The sequence below is a fragment of the Streptomyces nigrescens genome (genome assembly GCF_027626975.1).
GTDB lineage: Bacteria > Actinomycetota > Actinomycetes > Streptomycetales > Streptomycetaceae > Streptomyces > Streptomyces nigrescens.
In genome coordinates this window covers 6,544,896-6,563,423 of the sequence record NZ_CP114203.1, presented here as the reverse complement: position 1 = coordinate 6,563,423, position 18,528 = coordinate 6,544,896, and the positions used below count along the sequence as shown (strand labels likewise).

The window sequence follows — 18,528 nt, the reverse complement described above, 5'->3', positions numbered from 1 at the left end:
GGATGGCCCTGCCCACCGATACCCCGAACACCCCTGCCCCGGCCGCGTTCCGCTGGCGCCGGCAGGACACCCTCCGCACCGCGGGCCTGATGGCAGTCATAGCCGGGCTGCATGTCGTCGCCTTCGGCGTGCTCTTCCTGCTCGTGGTCCCGCACCACTACTCCGTCGGCAGCCAGGTGTTCGGCGTCGGGCTCGGCGTCACCGCGTACACCCTCGGTATGCGGCACGCCTTCGACGCCGACCACATCGCCGCGATCGACAACACCACCCGCAAGCTGATGGCCGACGGCAAGCGCCCGGTCTCGGTGGGCTTCTGGTTCGCCCTCGGCCACTCCAGTGTGGTCGTGGCGATGGCGGCCCTCGTGGCCGGCGGCGCCCAGCTCGCCGGCACACTGCTCGACGACGAGTCCCGTACACACCAGATCCTGGGCACCATCGGCACCACGGTCTCGGGAACGTTCCTCTACCTCATCGCCGCCCTCAACCTCGTCGCGCTGGCCGGGATCTGGCGGGTCTTCCGCGGGATGCGCGAGGGCCGCTACGACGAGGCCGAGCTGGAGCAGCGCCTGGATGCGCGCGGTTTCATGAACCGCTTCCTGGGGCGGTTCACCCGCTCCATCTCCCGCCCCGGCCAGATGTTCCCGCTCGGCTTCCTCTTCGGGCTCGGCTTCGACACCGCGACGGAGGTGACCCTGATGGTGATGGCGGGCAGCGGCGCCGCGGCGGGCCTGCCCTGGTACGCGATCCTGTGCCTGCCGCTGCTGTTCGCCGCCGGAATGAGCCTGTTCGACACCCTCGACGGCACCTTCATGAACTTCGCCTACCAGTGGGCGTTCTCCAACCCGGTGCGCAAGGTCTACTACAACCTCACCATCACCGGTCTGTCGATCGCCGTCGCCTTCTTCATCGGCACCATCGAGCTGGTGACCGTGCTGCACGACAAGCTCGGCCTCAACGACGCGCTGACCGGCTGGATTTCCGGCCTCGACCTCGACAACGTCGGCTTCATCATCGTCGGCCTGTTCGTGGTGGTGTGGGCCGCGGCGCTGGCGTACTGGCGGCTGGCCGGCGTCGAGAAGCGCTGGGCGGCGCGGGCCGGGCGAGCGGAGCCGGCGGAGCAGACCACGCCCGGTACCTGAGGAAGCCCGGCCGCCCGGGGCCCCTCAGGTGGCCGAGCCGGCGGCGGCGCCCGTCTCCCGGTCCGGGCCCCAGCGCTCCAGCGCCGCCCCCAGATCGAGGGGCAGCAGCCGGTCCGGCAGGTCCGGGCCCGGCCAGTCCTCCCGCGGCACCCGCCACATCACCTCGAACTCGTTGCCGTCCGGGTCCTTGGCGTACAGCGACTTGGCGACGAGGTGATCGCTGGAGCCCACCAGGGCGCCTCGCTCGGTGAGCCGCGTCCGGGCCGCGACGAGTTCGCCGAGCGTGCCGACCTCCCAGGCCAGGTGGTAGAGCCCGACCCGCCCGGCCTCGGGCCCCGGCGCGTCCGGTGCCACCGCGAACAGCCCCAGATCATGATCGTTGTGTGAGCCGGGAGCGCTGAGAAACGCGGCCCGCCCCGGTATCTCGACATCCACCGTCAGCCCGAGGGCCTCGGTGTAGAACGCCACCGACCGCGGCACATCGCGGACGTTGAGCACCGCGTGGTTCAGACGTCGTACGGACATGAAGCCTGTTCTCCGATCTCCCGGCCGCGACACCACCGTGGCGCCGCCCCCTGCTTCTGCTCTACTACCTCGCACACCCGGCCGCCGCCCAGGGCCGGCCGGTATCCGACCGGCCGACGTCCGGACCGTGGCGCACTTCCGGTGCATTCACGGCGAGGCCCCCGGGACTCACCCCAGGCGTCACTTCCGGACCAGCAGCACCCCGGCGGCCATCACCACACCCAGCACCAGCGCGGCCACGCCATGGACCGGGCGAGCTGCGCGCAGAGCGGGCAGGAAGCGGTCGATGGCGCAGCGGCCGGGCCCGGTCAGCGTCAGGGCCGCCGCACCGACGGTCAGCAGCAGCTCGTACTCCACCCCCTTGGGCGCGAAGAAGCCGCCGCCCCACTTCACGGCAAGGGCGTTGATCATCGTGCCGACGACCGCCGCACCGGCCAGCGGCGTGAGCAGCCCGGCCGCCAGCCCGAGCCCGCCGAGCGTCTCGGTGAGGCCGGCGACGACGGCCATCGTCCTGCCCGCCGGATAGCCGCTCATCGTGAAGAACTGCCCGGTCCCGTCCAGCCCCGGTCCGCCGAACCAGCCGAACAGCTTCTGTGCGCCGTGGGCCGCCATGGTCAGTCCGAGCGCGAGGCGCAGCAGGAGGAGCCCTGCGTCGTAGCCGTACAGAGAGGGGGCGGGGCGGATGGGGGTGGCGATGCGGGAGGACGCAAGGGTGCCGAGGGGGGACGTCATCAGGAGCGCTCTTTCGCATGTCGGGGGGCGGCCCCACGAGGCCGCGGACAATTACTTGAAACTTCAAGTCACCCTCCGACGATACACAGCACCCCCACGGCGAACAACAGGGCATGCGGGGCATGTGGCGGCCGTGCGGCGGGTCCGAGGCCATCACCTCGGACCCGCCGCATGTCATCCCTGCTCAGGGCGCGAGGGGCGGGTCCGGTGGGACTGCCGCCGGCTGCTTCCCGAGGAACGCGGCGATCGCCTGCCCGAAGTGCGACCGCGCCACCGCCGGCCGGGGATTGACGGCGGTGGCCTGCCGCTGGGGTCCCAGCACGGCGCCGACCGCCAGCTTGGCGGCGTGGATCGCCGCCGGCGGCTGCTCGGCGACCGCAGCGGTGAGCCGGCCGGTGCGGTCGGTGAGCTGCGCCTCGGGCACCTGGTGGTCGGCCAGTCCGAGCTCCACCGCCGTGCGGGCGTCGACCAACCGGCCGGTGTAGAGCAACTCCCGTGCCACGGACGGTCCGGTCAGGGCGACCATGCGTGCGGCGAACGCGGGACTGGCGAGGATGCCGAGCCGGGCGATCGGCATCCCGATCCGGGCGGAGTCCGCCATCAGCCGCAGGTCGCAGGCGAGGGCGAGCTGGCATCCCGCACCGGCGGCGACCCCGCGGATCTCGGCGACCACCGGGACGGGGCAGTCCTCGATCGCGGAGAACGCCTCTTCCATGTGCGCAAAGGACTCCTCGACGTATGCGGAGTCCGCATCCACCCAGTCGGTCATGTCGGAGCCGGCGCAGAAGGTGTCGCCGTGCCCCCGGATCACCAGTACGCGCAGCGACCGGCAGGCCCCGAGCTCCCTGACCTGGCGGGCCAGCCGCGCCCAGGCCTCGCCGGGGAGGGCGTTGCGCCGGCTGCCGTCACCGATCCGGATCTCGGCGGCCGCGCCGGACCGGAACGTCGCGATGGTGACGTCGGGGGCGGGTACGGCGGTCACTTCGCGGCCTTTCGCGCGCGCAGCTCGGCCAGCTGCCGCGGGTCGACCCCCATGGCGGTCAGCACGGGTGCGGTGTGCTCCCCGTGCCGGGGCGGCGGGGTGCGCACGGTCGCCGGGTGGCCGGACAGCTTGATGGGCGAGGCAATGGTGCGCAGGGTGCCGGCGCCGGTGTGCTGGAGTTCGGTGACCATGCCGCGCGCGACGACCTGGGGGTGCCGCAGCGCCTCGTCGACGGTGTTGATCGGCCCGACCGGTATCTCCGCCTCGGTCAGGAGCACGGCCCACTCCTTGGCGCCGCGGGCACTCAGCGCGCGCTCGATCAGCGGGAGCAGCTCCGCACGGTGGCGGACCCGGTCGGGGTTGGTCGCGAACCGTGGGTCGTCGACGAGCCCGGCGAGCCCGATCGCGGTGGCGAAGCGGCGCCACAGCCCGTCGTTTCCGGCGGCGACCATGAGGTGACCGTCGGCGGTGGGGAACGCCTGGTAGGGCACGATCGTCGGATGGGCCGACCCGTAACGCTGCGGGACGCTCCCGGAGGCGAAGTACCCGCCGGCGACATAACTCAGCCAGGCCACCTGGCCGTCCAGCAGCGAGACATCGACCCACTCGCCGGTGCCGGTGTGCTCGCGGTTGCGGAGGGCGGCGAGGATGCCGATGGCGGCCCACATTCCGGCGGCCAGATCGGCCGGGGAGACCCCGAAGCGCACCGGCGGCCCGGTGGGTTCGCCCGTCACACTCATGACGCCGCTGACCGCCTGCGCGATCGCGTCGTAGCCCGGCTCGTTCCGGTACGGCCCGGTCTGCCCGTACCCGCTGATCGAGGCGTACACCACGGCGGGGTTGTGGTCGCGGACGTCCTGGTAGCCCAGCCCGAGACGGGCCGCCGTACCGGGCCGGAAGTTCTCCACGATCACATCGGCGGTGGTGGCCAGCTCCTGTATCAGGCGCAGGCAGTCGGGGTCCTTGAGGTCGACCGCGATTCCGCGCTTGTTGCGGTTGACGCTGTGGAAGTAGGCCGCGTCCTCGCCCTGGAAGGGGGGACCCCAGGCGCGGGTGTCATCGCCGGAGACGGTGTCCTCGACCTTGATCACATCAGCGCCCAGGTCGGCCAGCACCATGGTGCAGAACGGCCCGGACAGGATGCGGGACAGATCGAGGACCTTCAGACCGGTGAGGGCACCGTCGTGAACGAGCCAGGGCCGGGGGTGTGGTGTGGTGCGCATTGCGGTGTCACGCCTCTGTTCCAGTGGGTTTCGCCGGGCGGCCGGACGTCAGGCGCCCAGTTCGAGCAGGAGCTCCATGCAGATGGCGGTGGCGTCGAGGAAGTAGTCGACGCGGAGGTTCTCGTTGGGCGCGTGGTTGGCCTGGTCGGCGTTGGCCAGCGGCAGGCCGATGCTGGGCACACCGAGGATCCCGGTGAAAACCCAGTCGGGAAGCGTGCCGCCATAGGCGGGGATCAGCAGCGGATCACGCCCGGTCACCCGGGAGATGGCCCGCGCCACCCTGGGCGTATGGGGGTTGTCGATCGAGGTACGGGACGCCGGTACGCCACCGACCATGGTGACCGTCACCTCGGGGGCATGGGCCCGCAGATGTGCGGCCACCCGCTCGAAGACGGTCTGCGGGTCCTGACCCGCCGTCAGCCGGATGTCGACGCCCGCCTCCGCGGTGTCGGGAATGATGGTCCGGTCCACGTCCCCCGTGGTGATCCCGTTGATCGTGAGCGTGGGACGGTCGGCCAGCCGCTCATAGAAGGACAGCCCGTTGAACGCGGGGTCCATCTCGGTGAGTCCGATGTCCCCTAGGACTTCCTGCAGGTCGAGCGGGAGGGCGGCGAACGCGGCGCGGTCGGCGTCGGACAGCGGTTCCCGGCCGTCGTCGAAGCCCTCGACGAGGACCCGGCCGCTGGGGTCCTTGAGACTGGCCAGCGCCTGGACCAGCTGCCAGGCCGGGTTGGGCGCGACATTGCCGAAGTTGCCGGAATGCAGCGGGCGGCTCGGACCGGTTGCCGTGAGCCGGAGATGGAGCATGCCGCGGACCCCGTGCGAGACACACCATTCACCGGACTCATGGACCGAACGGTCGCTCCAGACCACGAGATCGCAGTCGAACAGCTCCCGGTGCGCGCGCAGGGTGTCCGCCAGTGTGGGGCTGCCGATCTCCTCCTCACCGTCGAGCAGCACCGTGACCGTGCAGGGGAGCGCGCCGATGTGCTCGTCGAACAGGCGCAGCGCCTGTAGGTGCGCATAGTGCTGCCCCTTGTTGTCGCCGGTGCCGCGCCCCCAGATCCGCCCGTCCCGCAGGACGGGGGTGAAGGGTTCGGAGTTCCACCTCTCGCGGGGCCCGGTCGGCTGAACGTCGTAGTGGCCGTAGAGCAGGACGTGCGGCGCTCCCGCCGGCCCCGCGCGGTGGCCGACCACCAGCGGCCGGCCCTTGCCGACGAGCACCGACGGGGTCAGACCGGCCCGCTTGACCTCTTCGACGGCGACATCGGTCGCGGCGGGAAACCCCTCGCCGGTCGCGCTCACACTGGGATGGCTGACGTACTCCATCAGTCCGGCGATGAGTTCGTCCTGGCACCCCTGCACCAGCTCGCGCGGCGTGGCGGGGAGTTGGGCGCGGATCGTGGCAGCGTCCGTCATCGTTGACCTCGTTCTTTCCTGGGTACTGTCGGGCGTGACGCCCGCCAGGTGGGGGTTCGTCGGGCGGTGCGGAGTGCGGCCGCTGCGTCAGCGCAGGGCGAGGAAACGGCGGGCGGCCAGCAGAGAGGCGATGCTCAGGGCGCCGGCCACCATGATGTAGAAGCTGGGCGAGAGGTGGCTGCCGGTGGCGGCGATCATCCAGGTGATGATCACGGGCGCGAAGCCGCCGAAGGACATCACGCCGATGTTGTAGCTGAGGGACAGACCGGTGCCTCGGGTCGCCGTCGGGAAGGCCTCGGACATCAAGGCGGGCAGCGCACCGAAGTAGCAGGCCTTCAAGACGCCGAGAAGGAACATCACCACGCCCATGACCAGCAGCGACGGGCTGCCCGACAGCAGCAGGAACAGCGGGTAGATGCTGAGGACCATGGCGGTCCCGGCAATGAGCATGACCTTGATGCGGCCGACGCGGTCCGAGAGATGACCGATCAGGGGCGTGAGGGTCGTCAGTGCCACGCCGGACACCGCCGCCCCGATGAAGCCGGCGGAGGACGGCAGACCGAGGACCTCGTGTGCGTAGGTCGGCATGTAGACGATCACGTAGGTCACCGCGGTGGACATCACCAGTGCGCCGACCATGAGGAGCACCGGCAGCTTCTGGCTCCGCAGCACTTGCCGGACGGGGGTCGTGGCGACGTCTCCCGCTTCGGCTGTTTCGACGAATGCGCTGGTCTCCGGGACGTGCCGGCGGATCAGATAGCCCACCGGGCCGATCAGCAGGCCGACGAAGAACGGGATGCGCCAGCCCCAGGAATCCAGCTGCGCTCCGGAGAGGCTCAGACTCAGTACGGTGCCGAATGTCGCGGCCATCAATGTCGCCAGGCCCTGCGAGGCGAACTGCCAACTCGCCATGAATCCCCGCCGGTCGGCGGACTGTTCGGCCAGAAATGCCGTCGCACTGCCGAACTCGCCACCCGCGGAGAACCCTTGCAGCAGACGGGCCACCAGAATCAGTACCGGTGCGGCAATGCCGATGGATTCATAGGTGGGCATCACGGCGATCAGCAAAGTGCCGATCATCATGAGCCGAATGGTGAGCAGCAGCGCGGCTTTCCGTCCGGTGCGGTCCGCGTACGTTCCCAGGACCAGCGCGCCCAATGGCCTGACCAGATACGAGACCCCGAACGTGCCGAAGGCGAGCATCAGGGAAACCGTCGGATCGTCGGAGGGAAAGAATGCCTTGGAGATCGAAACCGCGAAGAATCCGTACGAGGTCAGGTCGTACCACTCAAGTGTGTTCCCGGCCGTGGCCGCGAGCACGGCATTCCGTGCTCGGCTCTTTCTGACGGGCTTCTCGGCATTCATCTGACCTGTCTCTCTAGCGGTCGTCATGAGTGTTACTCCCTCGGGTCGAGCAGGCGAACTGTCGCGCAGGGTGGCACCACCGATGGGCGAGTCCGAAGCGGAAGAGACGGGCTCCGTGAACTCGTTGAGCGATGACGCTAGAGGCACCGGAGCGTTCGCACAATCGCAACTTCTAGAACACCTGATTGCCCAAAAAGCAACGACCGGTTGAACGCCCTCACACGGCGGGAAGGTCCGCCCACCGCGTGATCGCGCCGGGCTCGACACGGGTACCGTGCCGGGCGGCCAGGGCCGTGACGATGGCGTTTCCACGGCCGTGTTCAGCCGGGTGCCGGCCGTCGGCAGGCCGGGGCACGGGCACGGCGGGCCCCGCGTCGGTGACCTCGATACGCAGCGCACGAGGCTCTTCGGCCGTCGTCCGCGACATCTGCAGCACGGCCGGAGGAAGGGCATGAGTGACCGCGTTGGTGACCAGTTCCGAGATCACCAGTACCGCGTCCTCGATGGTGGTGGCAGGCAGATTCCAGCTGGTCAGTACGGTGTGGGCGCGTCGGCGCACCAGGCCTACGGCCTCCGGAATGTGCGGCAGCGGAAAGAGAAATTCCGCGTCCCGCCGCGGCATCGCACACGAGCCGGAGGATGCACTACTGGGGGCTGTCGCATTCATCGTCTTTCCCCTGCCTCGGCTGCCTGCGGGGAGGATGCACACCTGAGCGGCTAAGGGGGCTCCGGGCCGACCGCTGATCGATGAGTTCGCCGTGCGAGAGGCGCTGTTCCGTCTTACGGTCCGCCCGGCCGGGTGAGCCCGCAGGGCATATGACGAAGGTAGGCACGGCCCGACCATTCACGCAATCGCAATTTATAGAACAAATCGTTGCCCGGAAGACAATGCCGCCATACGCTGAAGGCATGCTGAACAGTCCGGCTCTTGAGTACTTCCTCGAAGTTGTCCGCACCGGCTCGGTCAACGAGGCGTCCAGGCGACTGCTGGTCGCAGGCTCGGCCATCAGCCGGCAGATCGGGAAACTCGAGCAGGAAATCGGTGTGGCGCTGTTCGAGCGCCGCCCGCGGGGAATGGTGCCGAGTGAGGCCGGCACCCTCCTGGCCGCTTATGCGCGCCGCGCCGCACTGGAAACCGATCAGGTGCTCGCGGAAATCCGCGGCCGCGGCCGACTGGGGACCATTGTCCGGGTGGCGAGTTCACAGGGCGCCGCACAGGAATTCCTCCCGGCCACCATGGCCTCCTTCCGCAGGGACCATCCGGGCACCACCTTCCAACTCCCCGTGGTCACCCCTTCCTTGGCCACACAAATGGTCCAGGACGGCTCGGTCGACCTGGCCGTCACCTTCAGCCTCGCGCCCGCTCCGGACGTCCGCGTCATACACGCCCAGCGGGCCCCGATCCAGGCCCTGGTCCGATCCGACCACCCCCTCGCCCAGCGCGATGAGATCCACCTGCACGACCTCCTCCCCTATCCGGTCGCACTCACCGAGGAAGGCACGACGAACCGGCGCCTCTTCGACCTCTGCTGCTCGATCGAGGGCATCGCCTTCGAACCCCTGCTGGTCAGCTCCAGCTCCAGCGCCCTGTCGGCCTTCGTCAAAGAGGCCAACGCCGTCTCCCTGACCGGCCACATCAGCGTCCATGAACGCCTACGCGTCGAAGGCCTGAAATCCATCACCATCCTCAACCCGGAAATGCACCTCCGCACCATCCAGATCCAGGCCATGGCCGGCCGCCGGCTCCCCGCGGTGGTGAACGAGTTCGCCGACCACCTCATCCATCAACTCGGCGAAACGGAGGTGTGACGACAGCGACCGAGCCGCGTAGGCCTCTCCTCCACCACCAGCCCCTCACCCCCTCATTGCCGCCGCGCCCCGCGCCCCGCGCCCCGCACCCCGCACCCCGCACCCCGCACCGAGAGGCTTCATCGCACGCCAAAACGGTCCAACTCCCTCCACTTGAGGGCAATTCGAAACCCTCCCGCAGGCTCTCCGTTACGGGACCGGCAAGGAGTAAGCACAAAAGGTTCTTAGCCTCCTTCTCCTGACAAACGCGCAGACTCTCGGCCCGCATATCCGGCGGAGGCAGTCCGCGTTGTCACCGGCACCTTCCGTTTGACGCAAAGAGCCTTGGAGCCATGCATGTTGATGCAGTTACCGTCTCGCCGTAACAGCTTCCGCTTAGCCGCGACCGCCGCGGTGGCCGCCCTCGCGGCGCTTGCCCCCGCCGCCGGAGCCGTTGCCGCCACCGGAGCGCCGCACACTGCGGCGTCCGGCACCAGACCCGCGGCCCACCCCGACGGGGGCGGCCAGTATGTCCGTACGGTGAAGCTCGCCGACGGCGTCTCCCTCGGAAAGATCTACAAACTCGGTGAGCACCACTTCCGCATGGAAGGCTTCACCAACGGCTCCTCGTTCGGCTCCATCGAGGCCGGCCCGGCCAGGCCCTACGCCGCGGGCAACCTCAACGGGATGATCACCGCACTGGACAACAACGGCAACGTCGTCTCCTGGATCCAGCGAACCTCTCAGGGCGGCGGGCCGCACACGGAGAAGCTCGCCGACGGCGAAACGGTCGCCAAGGTGAGCCGACTCGGCCCCCAGCGCCACAAGGCCACCTTGTCACTCGGCGGGCACGTGCTCGGCTCCGTGGAAGCCCCCGCCGGCGACGCGCCGTACGGGGTCACCCGGATCGGCGGACTGTGGGTCGTGCTGGACATCGACGGCGGCATCGCCTCCTATGTGGGGCCGGCCGATCCCGACCGGTGCACCGTCACCAGCACCATCAACTCCCTCCTCCCCACCAAGGGCATGACGGTGGAGCTCACCAACCGCCCCGTCCCGGCCTCCGGACCCAACGGCCCGCAGGCAATCCTCAAGGACAAGAACGGAACGGTCATCACCAGCATCAACTTCAACCACCCGGAAAACACCGAGTGGGGACTGAAAATGACCGACACCCGCACCGGTCACCCCAAGCTCCTCGACCGCCGCCCCAAGGGCACTTCCGCCCCGCGGGTCACTCCCTTCCCCGCCCTTCCCAAGGGCTGCCCGACCGGGGCATAGCCGATCAGGCGCTTTTGACGGCTCACATCCCGCTGAACCATTCACACCGGAAGCGCGAGATCAACGAGCTGATACACATGGTCAGCATCTTCCGCCCACTTGATGAGGGTGTCGCGGTCGATCAAAAGGATGCCGTGTCTGGCCCCCCACTCGGCGGCGTCCCGCGTAAAGGACCCGTTGGTGACGACCATGGATTCGCCGGCTTCATAGACCGCGCCGGCAGTTCCGTTGATCTGATAGAGCACCCGAGAGTCGACCTTGCGGCCGCGGGTGGTGTGCTTGCACTGCACGGCAATCGCCTGACCAGCGGCGTTGACGGCCAGCACATCGACCGCCTGGTCACCTCGGCCACCGATGACCTCGGCCTTGAGGCCGTCCCGTTCCATCAGCCTCCGGACAGTCATTTCGAACTCTGCCGGAGACGCACTGTCGATTTCCTTGATGGACGGACTGTACTTTCCTTTCCTTGCGGCCCGACTGGACTCGAGCTCAGCAAGCCACTCCGCTCCCCTCCTCTCCTTTTCGCGGAGCATCTGCACATTCATCTTCCGGTTCTCTTCCTCAAGCCGCTGAATCTCTTCCCTGTGACGCCTTATCTGGCGCCGATAGGAGGCCTGAGTGAAGAGCTCGACGGGGAACGCCAGCATGAGGCCCAGAGCCAGCGAAGCGGATACATCCTGAATGCGCATGAATCCGTTCCCCGGATCCGCGGAGGCTATTGGCAGCCCACCGGCCCAGTTGTTCACCACCGGCAGGCCGAGAGATCCCACGACAATCAGGGCAATTTTCCAGCCCATGGCCTTGCGGTACGCAAATTCCGGCCGACGCCCCATGTTCCGTTCCCCCACCTTTGTGTCCCGCTACCATCTGGATCTTCGTCGTCAGTCATCGCCCTACCGGGCCCCCTCCGCAGGGCAAGGTTCCACGCCTACGAGATGCGCCAGAGCGGCGCCTGGTACTGCTCCGGCCGGCTGCTGAGCAGCAGTGCTCTGAGGTCCTGGCGCTGGTTGACGCCGAGGCCACATGCCTCGGTGAGGCGGCGGAACGTGGTGTGGGTGATTCCGCGGGCCCGGGCGTCGGTCTCGAACTCGTCGAGTTGCCGGAGTACGGCTTCCGGGTCGAGCTTCCGGGCGGGCCGGCCGCCGAACGCACCGGCCTTGTTGCGTTCGTCGTCGATTTCGGAGAAGCCGCAGATCTCGCGGCTGTGCTGCTCGACCTGATGCAGGTTCTCCGTGGCGAGGATGGCGCGGGCGAGCTGGTTGCGGTCGAGGGCTTCGTCGAGGTCGGCCTCGTGCACGGTGGGGCCTTCGTCGGTGAGCGGGACCGGCAGGCCGGCATCCCGTACTTCGCACAGACCACGGGCGCCCCGCGCGGTGGCGGCGAGCATGGCCGTCGCCTCGGAGGGGTGCCACTCCAGTACCGAGCTGATGGGCGTGACGTGCTCGGCGGTGAGGGTCAGGGCGACGGGGCCCAGGCGGCCGTGCAGGGCGTCGGCGGGGAGTTCGCCGTCGAGGCCGGGGCCGGCGACCAGGAGCCGTACGGGGAAGTTGAGTTCGCAGCACGCCGCGAGGGTGAGGGCATCGGCGAGAGGACTGCGGAGGGTGGGTTCGTCACCTTGGGCGAGGATGTCGCCGCCCACATCCAGGAGGTCGACGGAGTCCGGTTCCAAGTACTGGACGAGCTCTTCGAGTTGGCGCACCATGCCCTCGGCGCCGTGGTGCGGGTCGATGAGCGCGAAGGTCTGCCGGAGCTCTGCGGCCAGCCTGGGCAGCGTCGAGCCGGCGGGAGCAATCGGCGCTGCGTCGGCGGGGACGGTCCGGACGCTTCGGGTGAGGGGGCGGAGGCCCGTGAAATTGGCCGGCCCTCGGGGGCCCGGAACGGGATCGATCAAGAGACGGTCCCACGCGTAGGTGAGAACCGTCGCCGGGGTCTCGCCCCCGTAGAGGGCGGCATCCAGCATCGCGGCGGCGACAGCATCGCCGCCGCCCCCTGCTGCCACGATCACGCGCGTCACATCTGTCAGCGTACGGGCTGCCGCACCGGCCCGCCGGGACCGGCGACGCGACGACCTGCGAATGACCGGCCAACCGTCACCGACCCCACCCCTCAGCTGTCCGGCAAATGCTCCGGCGAGATAACCGCGCTCACCTCAGCGCCTTTTCGACCAGCATCTACGCGCCATCCACCAACGAGATAAGGGGATTTGGCCGCCTGCACCGCATCCGGGACATCGGATGCGACTGAAGTCCATGGGGCATACACGGGGCATCCATAAGGCACTAACCTTCGCGCGCGATCGATGACCAGCGGAAAAGAAAACGCCGCATGATCAACATCCAGCAACACATGACGACCGACCGACACGGCAGACCAAGCCGACAATTCACCCAGACATCGAACCTTCCACATAATGCGAAGCATTCGATTCCGCGAACGCTTCCAGCCTTGCGACGCCTGGGCCCTGCCCCTACCCTTACTCCAGTTATAGGTCAGAAAACTGACCGACCGGAGATTTCATCAACGAAGCGCGAGGCTAGCGTGTCCGACGAGGTATTTGTCGACTCCGCCGCACTACGGAAGCTGGCAAAAAGTTTCGAAACGCATGCCTATGACCTGCAGAGCCATTTGAAAAGCTTCTCCCAGAAAACCGGGGAGGAAGCAATCGGCGACGGATTCGGCGTACTCACCGAATCCGAGGAGATCACCTCTTCCTACGTTGACTATTCAAAAGACGTGAGCACGGCGATGGAGAAGGTCCATCGCCATCTGGATGAAATCGGCGCCGCACTCCAGCAGGTCACACGCAACACCGAGACCAACGATGACAACGTCTCGGCGCTCTTCGGCCACAAGGGGGGCAACTGATGAGTGACGACGAGTCGGTGGCCGAAAAGGTCTTCGAGGTCGGCATCGAGGCGATCAACCCCGGTGGCAGGCCCGATGTCCTGAGAGCGGCGGCTGCGGGCTGGCGGTCGCTGGCGAGCGAAGCGGAGGAGATGTTCTCCAAGCTCGACCGGGAGGTGAAGGGAACCGTCGGGGAGACCTGGCGCGGCCCGGCGGCCGAGGCATTCCAGAACCACTGGAAGCAGCTCAAATCGGCGATCGACGACACGACCGGCGAGTTCGAGGAGTGCGCAAAGGGGCTGGATGAAGCCGCGAAGAGCATCGAAGAGATCAATGATGAGATCCATGGCATCTATGCGGAAATCGGCATTTCGGTAGCCGTGTCCGCCGCGACGTCCCTCTTCAGCTTCGGCCTCTCCACGGCAGCCGGCGCCGCCCGTGTCGCGCAGCTGGCATCGAGGGCCGTTGCGGCCGCCGGTCGTTTGGGCGTACTGCTCCAGCGAGTGGCCTCGGTCTTCCGTACTCTCTACGCGGGCCGAAAAGGGAAGATCGTCCTCGACGCTCTCGCCAACTGGGCCGGAGGCACGGCAGGCGGTGTGGCGACCAGCGTTCTGAGCGGCAAGGGCCCCGAGTGGAGGACGAACGCCCTGGGTGGACTCGGCGGCGCCACCTTGGGAACCGGCGCCGGTAAGGTCGCGGAAAACCTGATGGGAAACCGCGTGGGCAAAACGTTCGTGACCGGCGCCGCGGGGGGCGCCGTGGGCGGCGTCACCGGTGATGCCCTGGATGCAGCCTTCGACAAAGACAAAGAATTCGATCCGGCCTCCTCTGCGATCACTGCCGTAACCGGCGCGGCCGCCGGCGGTGGAGCCGCCGAAGGAGTCAGCTTCCAGCGCGCCTTCGATATCCGGCCGACCCATGCCGGACGCGATCTCGCGCAGGATGTCGCCATGAATTCGGCCGTACCCGTTTTCGGCGGTCCGGCGGGGAACGACGCCAAGGACGGCGTCGAAAACGTCTCCGGGTCCTCCGATGAAGCCCAGGCCGCCGCCAAGAAGCGCACGGACAGCCTGGGAACGTCCGGTACGGACCGGATCGAGGATGTCTTCGGATGACGGTGAACGAACGGGCGGCGCAAGAAGGCCTGCCGGAGGAAGGACCGTCGGTGGAAGGGCGATCGGGAGAAGGACCGTCGGGAGAAGGGGCGTCGGGAGAAGGGGCGGTGCGCGCGGGGCGGGCAACCCGCCGGATGGCCGCGGTGATTGCCGTGGTGGGATCCCCGGCGCTCGTGGCCGTACCGGCGATCTGGATGTTCTGCGCCGATGAGCAGGCGCGGCAGTGGAGCATCGTGGCAAGCCTGGCCGTGGTACTCGGCTGTCTGGCCACGGTGGCACTACGGCAGCGTGGCACCGGACACCGGAGCGGCGCGGACACCTTTGCCGAGCTGCGGCCGGTGCCCGGCAATACACCACACACCTCCGGTCCGCCCGCCCTCCCCGCACGGCTCCCCGCCCGGTGGCCCGCACAACTGCGGGGCGCCGCTGCCGTGTTCTGCTGCACGACCGCTTTCCTGGGGTTCGTGGCACTGGCGGCAGGGGATGCCGAACGGCCGGCTCCGGTCGATGGGATCGTCGCGGCGGGCGGAGTCATCCAGGACGTACGGGTGACGAGCGTACGGAACAGCGAGCGGCACAACCCGAGCCGTGGACATGACTTTTACACCGCCACCTCCGTGGTCGCCCTCCCCGAGGCGAGGACCGGCCGCAGCGTCCCGGCCACGGTGTCCACGAATACGCCGGAACCACTGCGTCCCGGCTCCGAGGTGACGGTCCTGTACGCACCGTCGAAGCCCGGCCTGGGCGCCGTCCAGGGAAAGCCGGGGCCGCTGCGTGCCTCACTGGACGGAGCCCCGCTCACCCCGGGAGCGAGGACGGCCCTGCTCCTCATCTGGCTCCTGGGCGCCGGCTTCTTGGGCGGCCTGCAAATCCTGCACTCCGGTGGGTTCCGAACGCTCACGCGCTGGACGAAACACGACCGGGCGGTACGCGGACGCTGCACAGGAGACGGCATCTCCCAGCTCGCTCCGGCCACGGACACAGGCGCGGGCACGGGCACTGAGCAGTCCGGCCGTAAGAGAACGTCGACAAAGCTCGATCAACTGGTGATCACGACGGACGGCGGGGAGGTGCACTTCGTCCTGGACGACGCCACCGACGGATACGCCGAGCAGCTGGGCGCGGAACCGCTGTGGCTGTGCTGGCGCGCGCGGCAGAAGGCCGCTCAGCAGCTGACGCCTGCCGTACTGGTCGGCGATTCCGGCTGGGCCCTGCACGGCCAGATGGTCCTCACGGAGGCCGAGCGGCTCGCCGAGAACAACGAAACCGCGATTCCCGGCGGGACCGGCGCTCCGGTCGACGCCCAGCGGGAGGCACGAGCCTGGGACCCACGCGCCGGCTGGCCGCTGCGCGTCGGGCGCGGCGCAATGACCGCCGCAGCCCTCGCCCTTGTCCTGGCAGGGCTGCTGGCCACGAACTCGTTGGGCGCCGGACGTTGGTGGGCAGCGGCCGGTGGCGTGCTGTGCGTGCTCGGCGCGGTCGCGGCAGAGACTCTGTCCACAGCCTGGCGGGCGACAGAACCCAACGCCTCAGACGAAAAGGACCCGCCCTCCTCTGCAACAGCACGGTAGACGGGCACACAGCACAAGGAAACAAACACAAGGGGCTGCCGACCGAGCTTCCCGCCCGGTCGGCAGCTTTCCTATGGCCAGGTACCGCGGGGCGTGGCCTCGCTGATCCACCAGCGTCTGGCCGGCACCTAAGCGGCACTTCCCCTGCCCGGCCTCATCCCGGAAATGAACGATCAAGACCCAGCTATCCGAATCCATACCGGATGACCTGGACCATTGTCGTTCTGCGCAAGGAGTGGGCCCAACGGGCTTCGAACCTGTGACATCTGCTTTGCAGGTTCACCCGGCTGACTGTCGAGGCCCCGCGCCGTAACGCACCGGCACCACCCCGAGCCGCTCAGGCCCTCCGCCGTTCGCCGCCGTTGATGTCAGTCGCAGATGTCAGCCGGAGACGATCGACAACACCTCAGAGACGCCGAGAACACCGAGCACGCCAACGAGCGTGACGCCGACCAGGATCAGAACGCACATCACCGCGATGACCACCATGAGCCACGAACGGCCAACCGCCGCGTGGTACTCAGCATCGTCGTCCCAGTCCTGCACGAACCCCTCCCTCACGGCCGCCCCCCGGGAGCGGCCTCAGACAGCCCGGAGGCGGCCCATCTACTGGACCGGCTCCCCTACTTGCGACTCTTCCTCCCACTCAACGTCCACGTCCGCGTACTGGGCGGAGGTTTCAGCCCAGCGGTAATCCCAAGTCATGCGGCTCCGGACAGCGCTGACGCTGCCGTCCAGCAGCTCCCCCTTAGCCGCTTCCATAGCTGCGTTGACAGCCGCTTCGTAGGCCGCCTTGATGCGTGGGGCGTGGATCCTCTTGTCGCCCATCTCGAACTCAAGCGTCACCGTCAGGATCTTGTGTGTGGCCATGCAGCCCCCTACGGGAGTCCGGATCCTCCGAGATGTACGATTAAATCATCAACTACCGCCTACGGGCACGACCTTGTAGAGAATCACGTGAGTCCTGAAGCCCCCTCTGAGGTCAAGTCCATGCCCCTCGTTGCGAACTACCGACAGCGAGATTTCTGAGGTCTGCGCACTCGTTTCACTCCGACGGCCCGTCGTGCACGCCCGCGCTCCCCCGGCACCCGGCTCCGTCCCGCTATCCCCTGACAGCCACCAGTGAACAACCGCCCGTCGGACCGGAATTCGGGATCGACACCCCGCTTGTTAGCCTGACGGGCGCCTGTCAACAACACCGCGAGCGCACGGCTGGTCACACGCTGGACACCATCCGGGCGTACACACTTCGGCCCGATATGGCCGGTCACTTCGGGGGAGCAACGTGAACCGTCGTCATGTTCGTGCCGCAGCCGTTTGCGGGCTGGTGGTCGTCGCCTTGACCGGCGCCGGCGGCTGCGCCCTCCTCCCGAAGCCTCCGATCGCCGCCCCCAAAGGCTTGCCGACTTCCGGGACGGTCACCGAACCCGAGTCGGACATCACCATCACCAGCTGCCACTTCGACGTCGCATTCGGCACCCTGGAGGCCAAGCTGCGCGTGCACAACGGCAACTCCCGGAGCCGCGCGGACTACCACGGCGCGGTGAAGTTCAGGGACGAAACCGGTGGTGACATCGGCACGGTGAGCTTTACCGTGGGCGGCGTAGGCGCCGGTGAGACCCGGCCCGTCCCGGTCACCGACGAGTACGACGGGCTCGAACGCAGCAGGCCGAAGCATGCCGATGCCAAGTGCAAACTCGACCTGCTCCTCAAGAGCAACGACGAGATCAATGGCTGAGGCCACACAGCGGGAGCCTTCATGATCACGTCGCCCGGTAGAGCTCCGCCCGGAGTTGGCGGATCTACTCGGGACTCTGACGGACACTCTGACTGACCCGCGCGTTCACGGGTTCGGTCTCTCAGAGGACATGGTCGAGCTGCTCAGCGTCTCGGCTCATAGCCTCAGAGCACTGGAAGACGAGGCATCAACGCTCGGCCTTCCGGTCTCAATCGACTTCGATCACCTCATCCAGCGTTGCCCGTGCGATGCCGAGGAACACCTTGTGCTCGGCGATGAAAGCCATGCCGTTCTCGTGGCATACGGCACCATGTTCGTCAAGGCAGTCGTTCGAGGCAGCGTGCGCTAGAGCGTAATCGCGGACATCCCGAACCAGGGAGGAAAGCCGGAGGATGAGCCCAAGTGCAGCCTCAGCAACGTCATCAGGTCCTTCCAGCAGGACCGCGTGCCCTACTGTCTCCGCTGCCTTGAACAGCTGCCGGATCTCCGCCAGACGCTGGCCGTCAAACACTTCTCCCGGGGGTGTAGCGCGCATACGGTGAAAGTGCTCTTGGTTAGCTCGGTCCGCCGCGCTCAGGGCTTCCAGGAAGGCCAGATAGGTGCCGTGGCGGCGCTCTCGACGCCACCTCTGATGCTCTGCGCGTAACTCGTGTATTCGCGTCCGCTGCTCTGCGGTGTCCTGGGCAGCTTGCCGGCGACGCTCGGAGCGGGCCGCAATAAAGGCTGTGAGCCCTGCACCAGCGACGGTTCCCAAGACGCTCACGACGGAGACAAGAACAGTGTCCATGCAGTCAGCGTGCCGCCAA

Annotated in this window: 19 protein-coding genes; 7 read left to right on the top strand and 12 right to left on the bottom strand. The window is 68.0% G+C overall.

Annotated elements, in window-relative coordinates; genetic code table 11:
- Nucleotides 1-2 precede the first annotated feature (2 nt).
- Nucleotides 3-1,139: a Nickel transporter NicT gene (gene nicT, locus STRNI_RS29130; protein WP_159489457.1), complete on the top strand. Its 1,137-nt coding sequence runs from the start codon at nt 3-5 to the stop codon at nt 1,137-1,139.
- A gap of 24 nt (nt 1,140-1,163) precedes the next feature.
- Here the strand turns inward: nicT and STRNI_RS29125 are convergent, their stop codons facing one another.
- From STRNI_RS29125 to STRNI_RS29095, 7 genes are all read right to left on the bottom strand, one after another.
- Nucleotides 1,164-1,664, bottom strand: coding sequence for a VOC family protein (locus tag STRNI_RS29125; RefSeq protein WP_018088003.1), 501 nt, complete (start codon nt 1,662-1,664; stop codon nt 1,164-1,166).
- A 180-nt stretch (nt 1,665-1,844) separates the two neighbouring features.
- Nucleotides 1,845-2,396, bottom strand: a complete 552-nt coding sequence (locus STRNI_RS29120) for a DoxX family protein (RefSeq protein WP_277412303.1) — start codon at nt 2,394-2,396, stop codon at nt 1,845-1,847.
- Between the two features lie 184 nt (nt 2,397-2,580).
- Complete coding sequence (locus tag STRNI_RS29115) at nt 2,581-3,378, bottom strand: enoyl-CoA hydratase/isomerase family protein (RefSeq protein ID WP_159488391.1); 798 nt, start codon at nt 3,376-3,378, stop codon at nt 2,581-2,583.
- The gene (locus STRNI_RS29110; RefSeq protein ID WP_159488390.1) at nt 3,375-4,601 is read right to left on the bottom strand and encodes a CaiB/BaiF CoA transferase family protein; all 1,227 of its coding nucleotides are present in this window, start codon (nt 4,599-4,601) and stop codon (nt 3,375-3,377) included. The genes STRNI_RS29115 and STRNI_RS29110 overlap by 4 nt, the downstream gene beginning before the upstream one ends.
- A 48-nt stretch (nt 4,602-4,649) precedes the next feature.
- Nucleotides 4,650-6,020 (bottom strand): M20/M25/M40 family metallo-hydrolase, encoded by a 1,371-nt coding sequence (locus tag STRNI_RS29105; protein WP_159488389.1) that lies wholly within the window; start codon nt 6,018-6,020, stop codon nt 4,650-4,652.
- An 87-nt stretch (nt 6,021-6,107) separates the two neighbouring features.
- Nucleotides 6,108-7,412, bottom strand: coding sequence for an MFS transporter (locus STRNI_RS29100; RefSeq protein ID WP_229838212.1), 1,305 nt, complete (start codon nt 7,410-7,412; stop codon nt 6,108-6,110).
- Between the two features lie 190 nt (nt 7,413-7,602).
- Complete coding sequence (locus STRNI_RS29095; RefSeq protein ID WP_338149784.1) at nt 7,603-8,052, bottom strand: ATP-binding protein; 450 nt, start codon at nt 8,050-8,052, stop codon at nt 7,603-7,605.
- A gap of 242 nt (nt 8,053-8,294) precedes the next feature.
- On the opposite strand from STRNI_RS29095, the gene STRNI_RS29090 reads away from it, so the two are divergent.
- Together STRNI_RS29090 and STRNI_RS29085 are read left to right on the top strand one after the other, a co-directional pair.
- Nucleotides 8,295-9,194 (top strand): LysR family transcriptional regulator, encoded by a 900-nt coding sequence (locus STRNI_RS29090; protein ID WP_277412302.1) that lies wholly within the window; start codon nt 8,295-8,297, stop codon nt 9,192-9,194.
- Between the two features lie 336 nt (nt 9,195-9,530).
- Nucleotides 9,531-10,454, top strand: coding sequence for a hypothetical protein (locus STRNI_RS29085; RefSeq protein ID WP_277412301.1), 924 nt, complete (start codon nt 9,531-9,533; stop codon nt 10,452-10,454).
- 41 nt (nt 10,455-10,495) lie between these two features.
- On the opposite strand, the gene STRNI_RS29080 is transcribed toward STRNI_RS29085, so the two are convergent.
- Both STRNI_RS29080 and STRNI_RS29075 read right to left on the bottom strand, forming a co-directional pair.
- Nucleotides 10,496-11,287, bottom strand: coding sequence for a restriction endonuclease (locus STRNI_RS29080; protein ID WP_277412300.1), 792 nt, complete (start codon nt 11,285-11,287; stop codon nt 10,496-10,498).
- Between the two features lie 95 nt (nt 11,288-11,382).
- Nucleotides 11,383-12,414: a DUF1152 domain-containing protein gene (locus tag STRNI_RS29075; protein WP_277413337.1), complete on the bottom strand. Its 1,032-nt coding sequence runs from the start codon at nt 12,412-12,414 to the stop codon at nt 11,383-11,385.
- A gap of 578 nt (nt 12,415-12,992) precedes the next feature.
- Here STRNI_RS29075 and STRNI_RS29070 point away from each other — a divergent pair.
- The 3 genes from STRNI_RS29070 (at nt 12,993) to STRNI_RS29060 (ending at nt 15,984) form a co-directional block, all read left to right on the top strand.
- Nucleotides 12,993-13,319 (top strand): WXG100 family type VII secretion target, encoded by a 327-nt coding sequence (locus STRNI_RS29070; RefSeq protein ID WP_018088014.1) that lies wholly within the window; start codon nt 12,993-12,995, stop codon nt 13,317-13,319.
- The gene (locus STRNI_RS29065) at nt 13,319-14,413 is read left to right on the top strand and encodes a WXG100 family type VII secretion target (RefSeq protein ID WP_018088015.1); all 1,095 of its coding nucleotides are present in this window, start codon (nt 13,319-13,321) and stop codon (nt 14,411-14,413) included. Before STRNI_RS29070 ends, STRNI_RS29065 begins: the two co-directional genes overlap by 1 nt.
- Before the next feature lie 152 nt (nt 14,414-14,565).
- Nucleotides 14,566-15,984, top strand: a complete 1,419-nt coding sequence (locus STRNI_RS29060) for a DUF3592 domain-containing protein (protein ID WP_277412299.1) — start codon at nt 14,566-14,568, stop codon at nt 15,982-15,984.
- 381 nt (nt 15,985-16,365) lie between these two features.
- Here STRNI_RS29060 and STRNI_RS29055 read toward each other — a convergent pair whose 3' ends face one another.
- The gene (locus STRNI_RS29055) at nt 16,366-16,530 is read right to left on the bottom strand and encodes a hypothetical protein (RefSeq protein ID WP_161299289.1); all 165 of its coding nucleotides are present in this window, start codon (nt 16,528-16,530) and stop codon (nt 16,366-16,368) included.
- Nucleotides 16,531-16,590: 60 nt separating this feature from the next.
- On the bottom strand, nt 16,591-16,854 hold the full coding sequence (locus STRNI_RS29050; RefSeq protein ID WP_018088018.1) for a hypothetical protein: 264 nt from the start codon (nt 16,852-16,854) through the stop codon (nt 16,591-16,593).
- A 415-nt stretch (nt 16,855-17,269) separates the two neighbouring features.
- Between STRNI_RS29050 and STRNI_RS29045 the strand changes: the two genes are divergently transcribed.
- Complete coding sequence (locus STRNI_RS29045) at nt 17,270-17,722, top strand: hypothetical protein (protein ID WP_277412298.1); 453 nt, start codon at nt 17,270-17,272, stop codon at nt 17,720-17,722.
- A gap of 208 nt (nt 17,723-17,930) precedes the next feature.
- On the opposite strand, the gene STRNI_RS29040 is transcribed toward STRNI_RS29045, so the two are convergent.
- Entirely contained in the window at nt 17,931-18,509 is a 579-nt protein-coding gene (locus tag STRNI_RS29040) for a hypothetical protein (RefSeq protein WP_277412297.1), read from the bottom strand.
- Between the last annotated feature and the right edge of the window lie 19 nt (nt 18,510-18,528).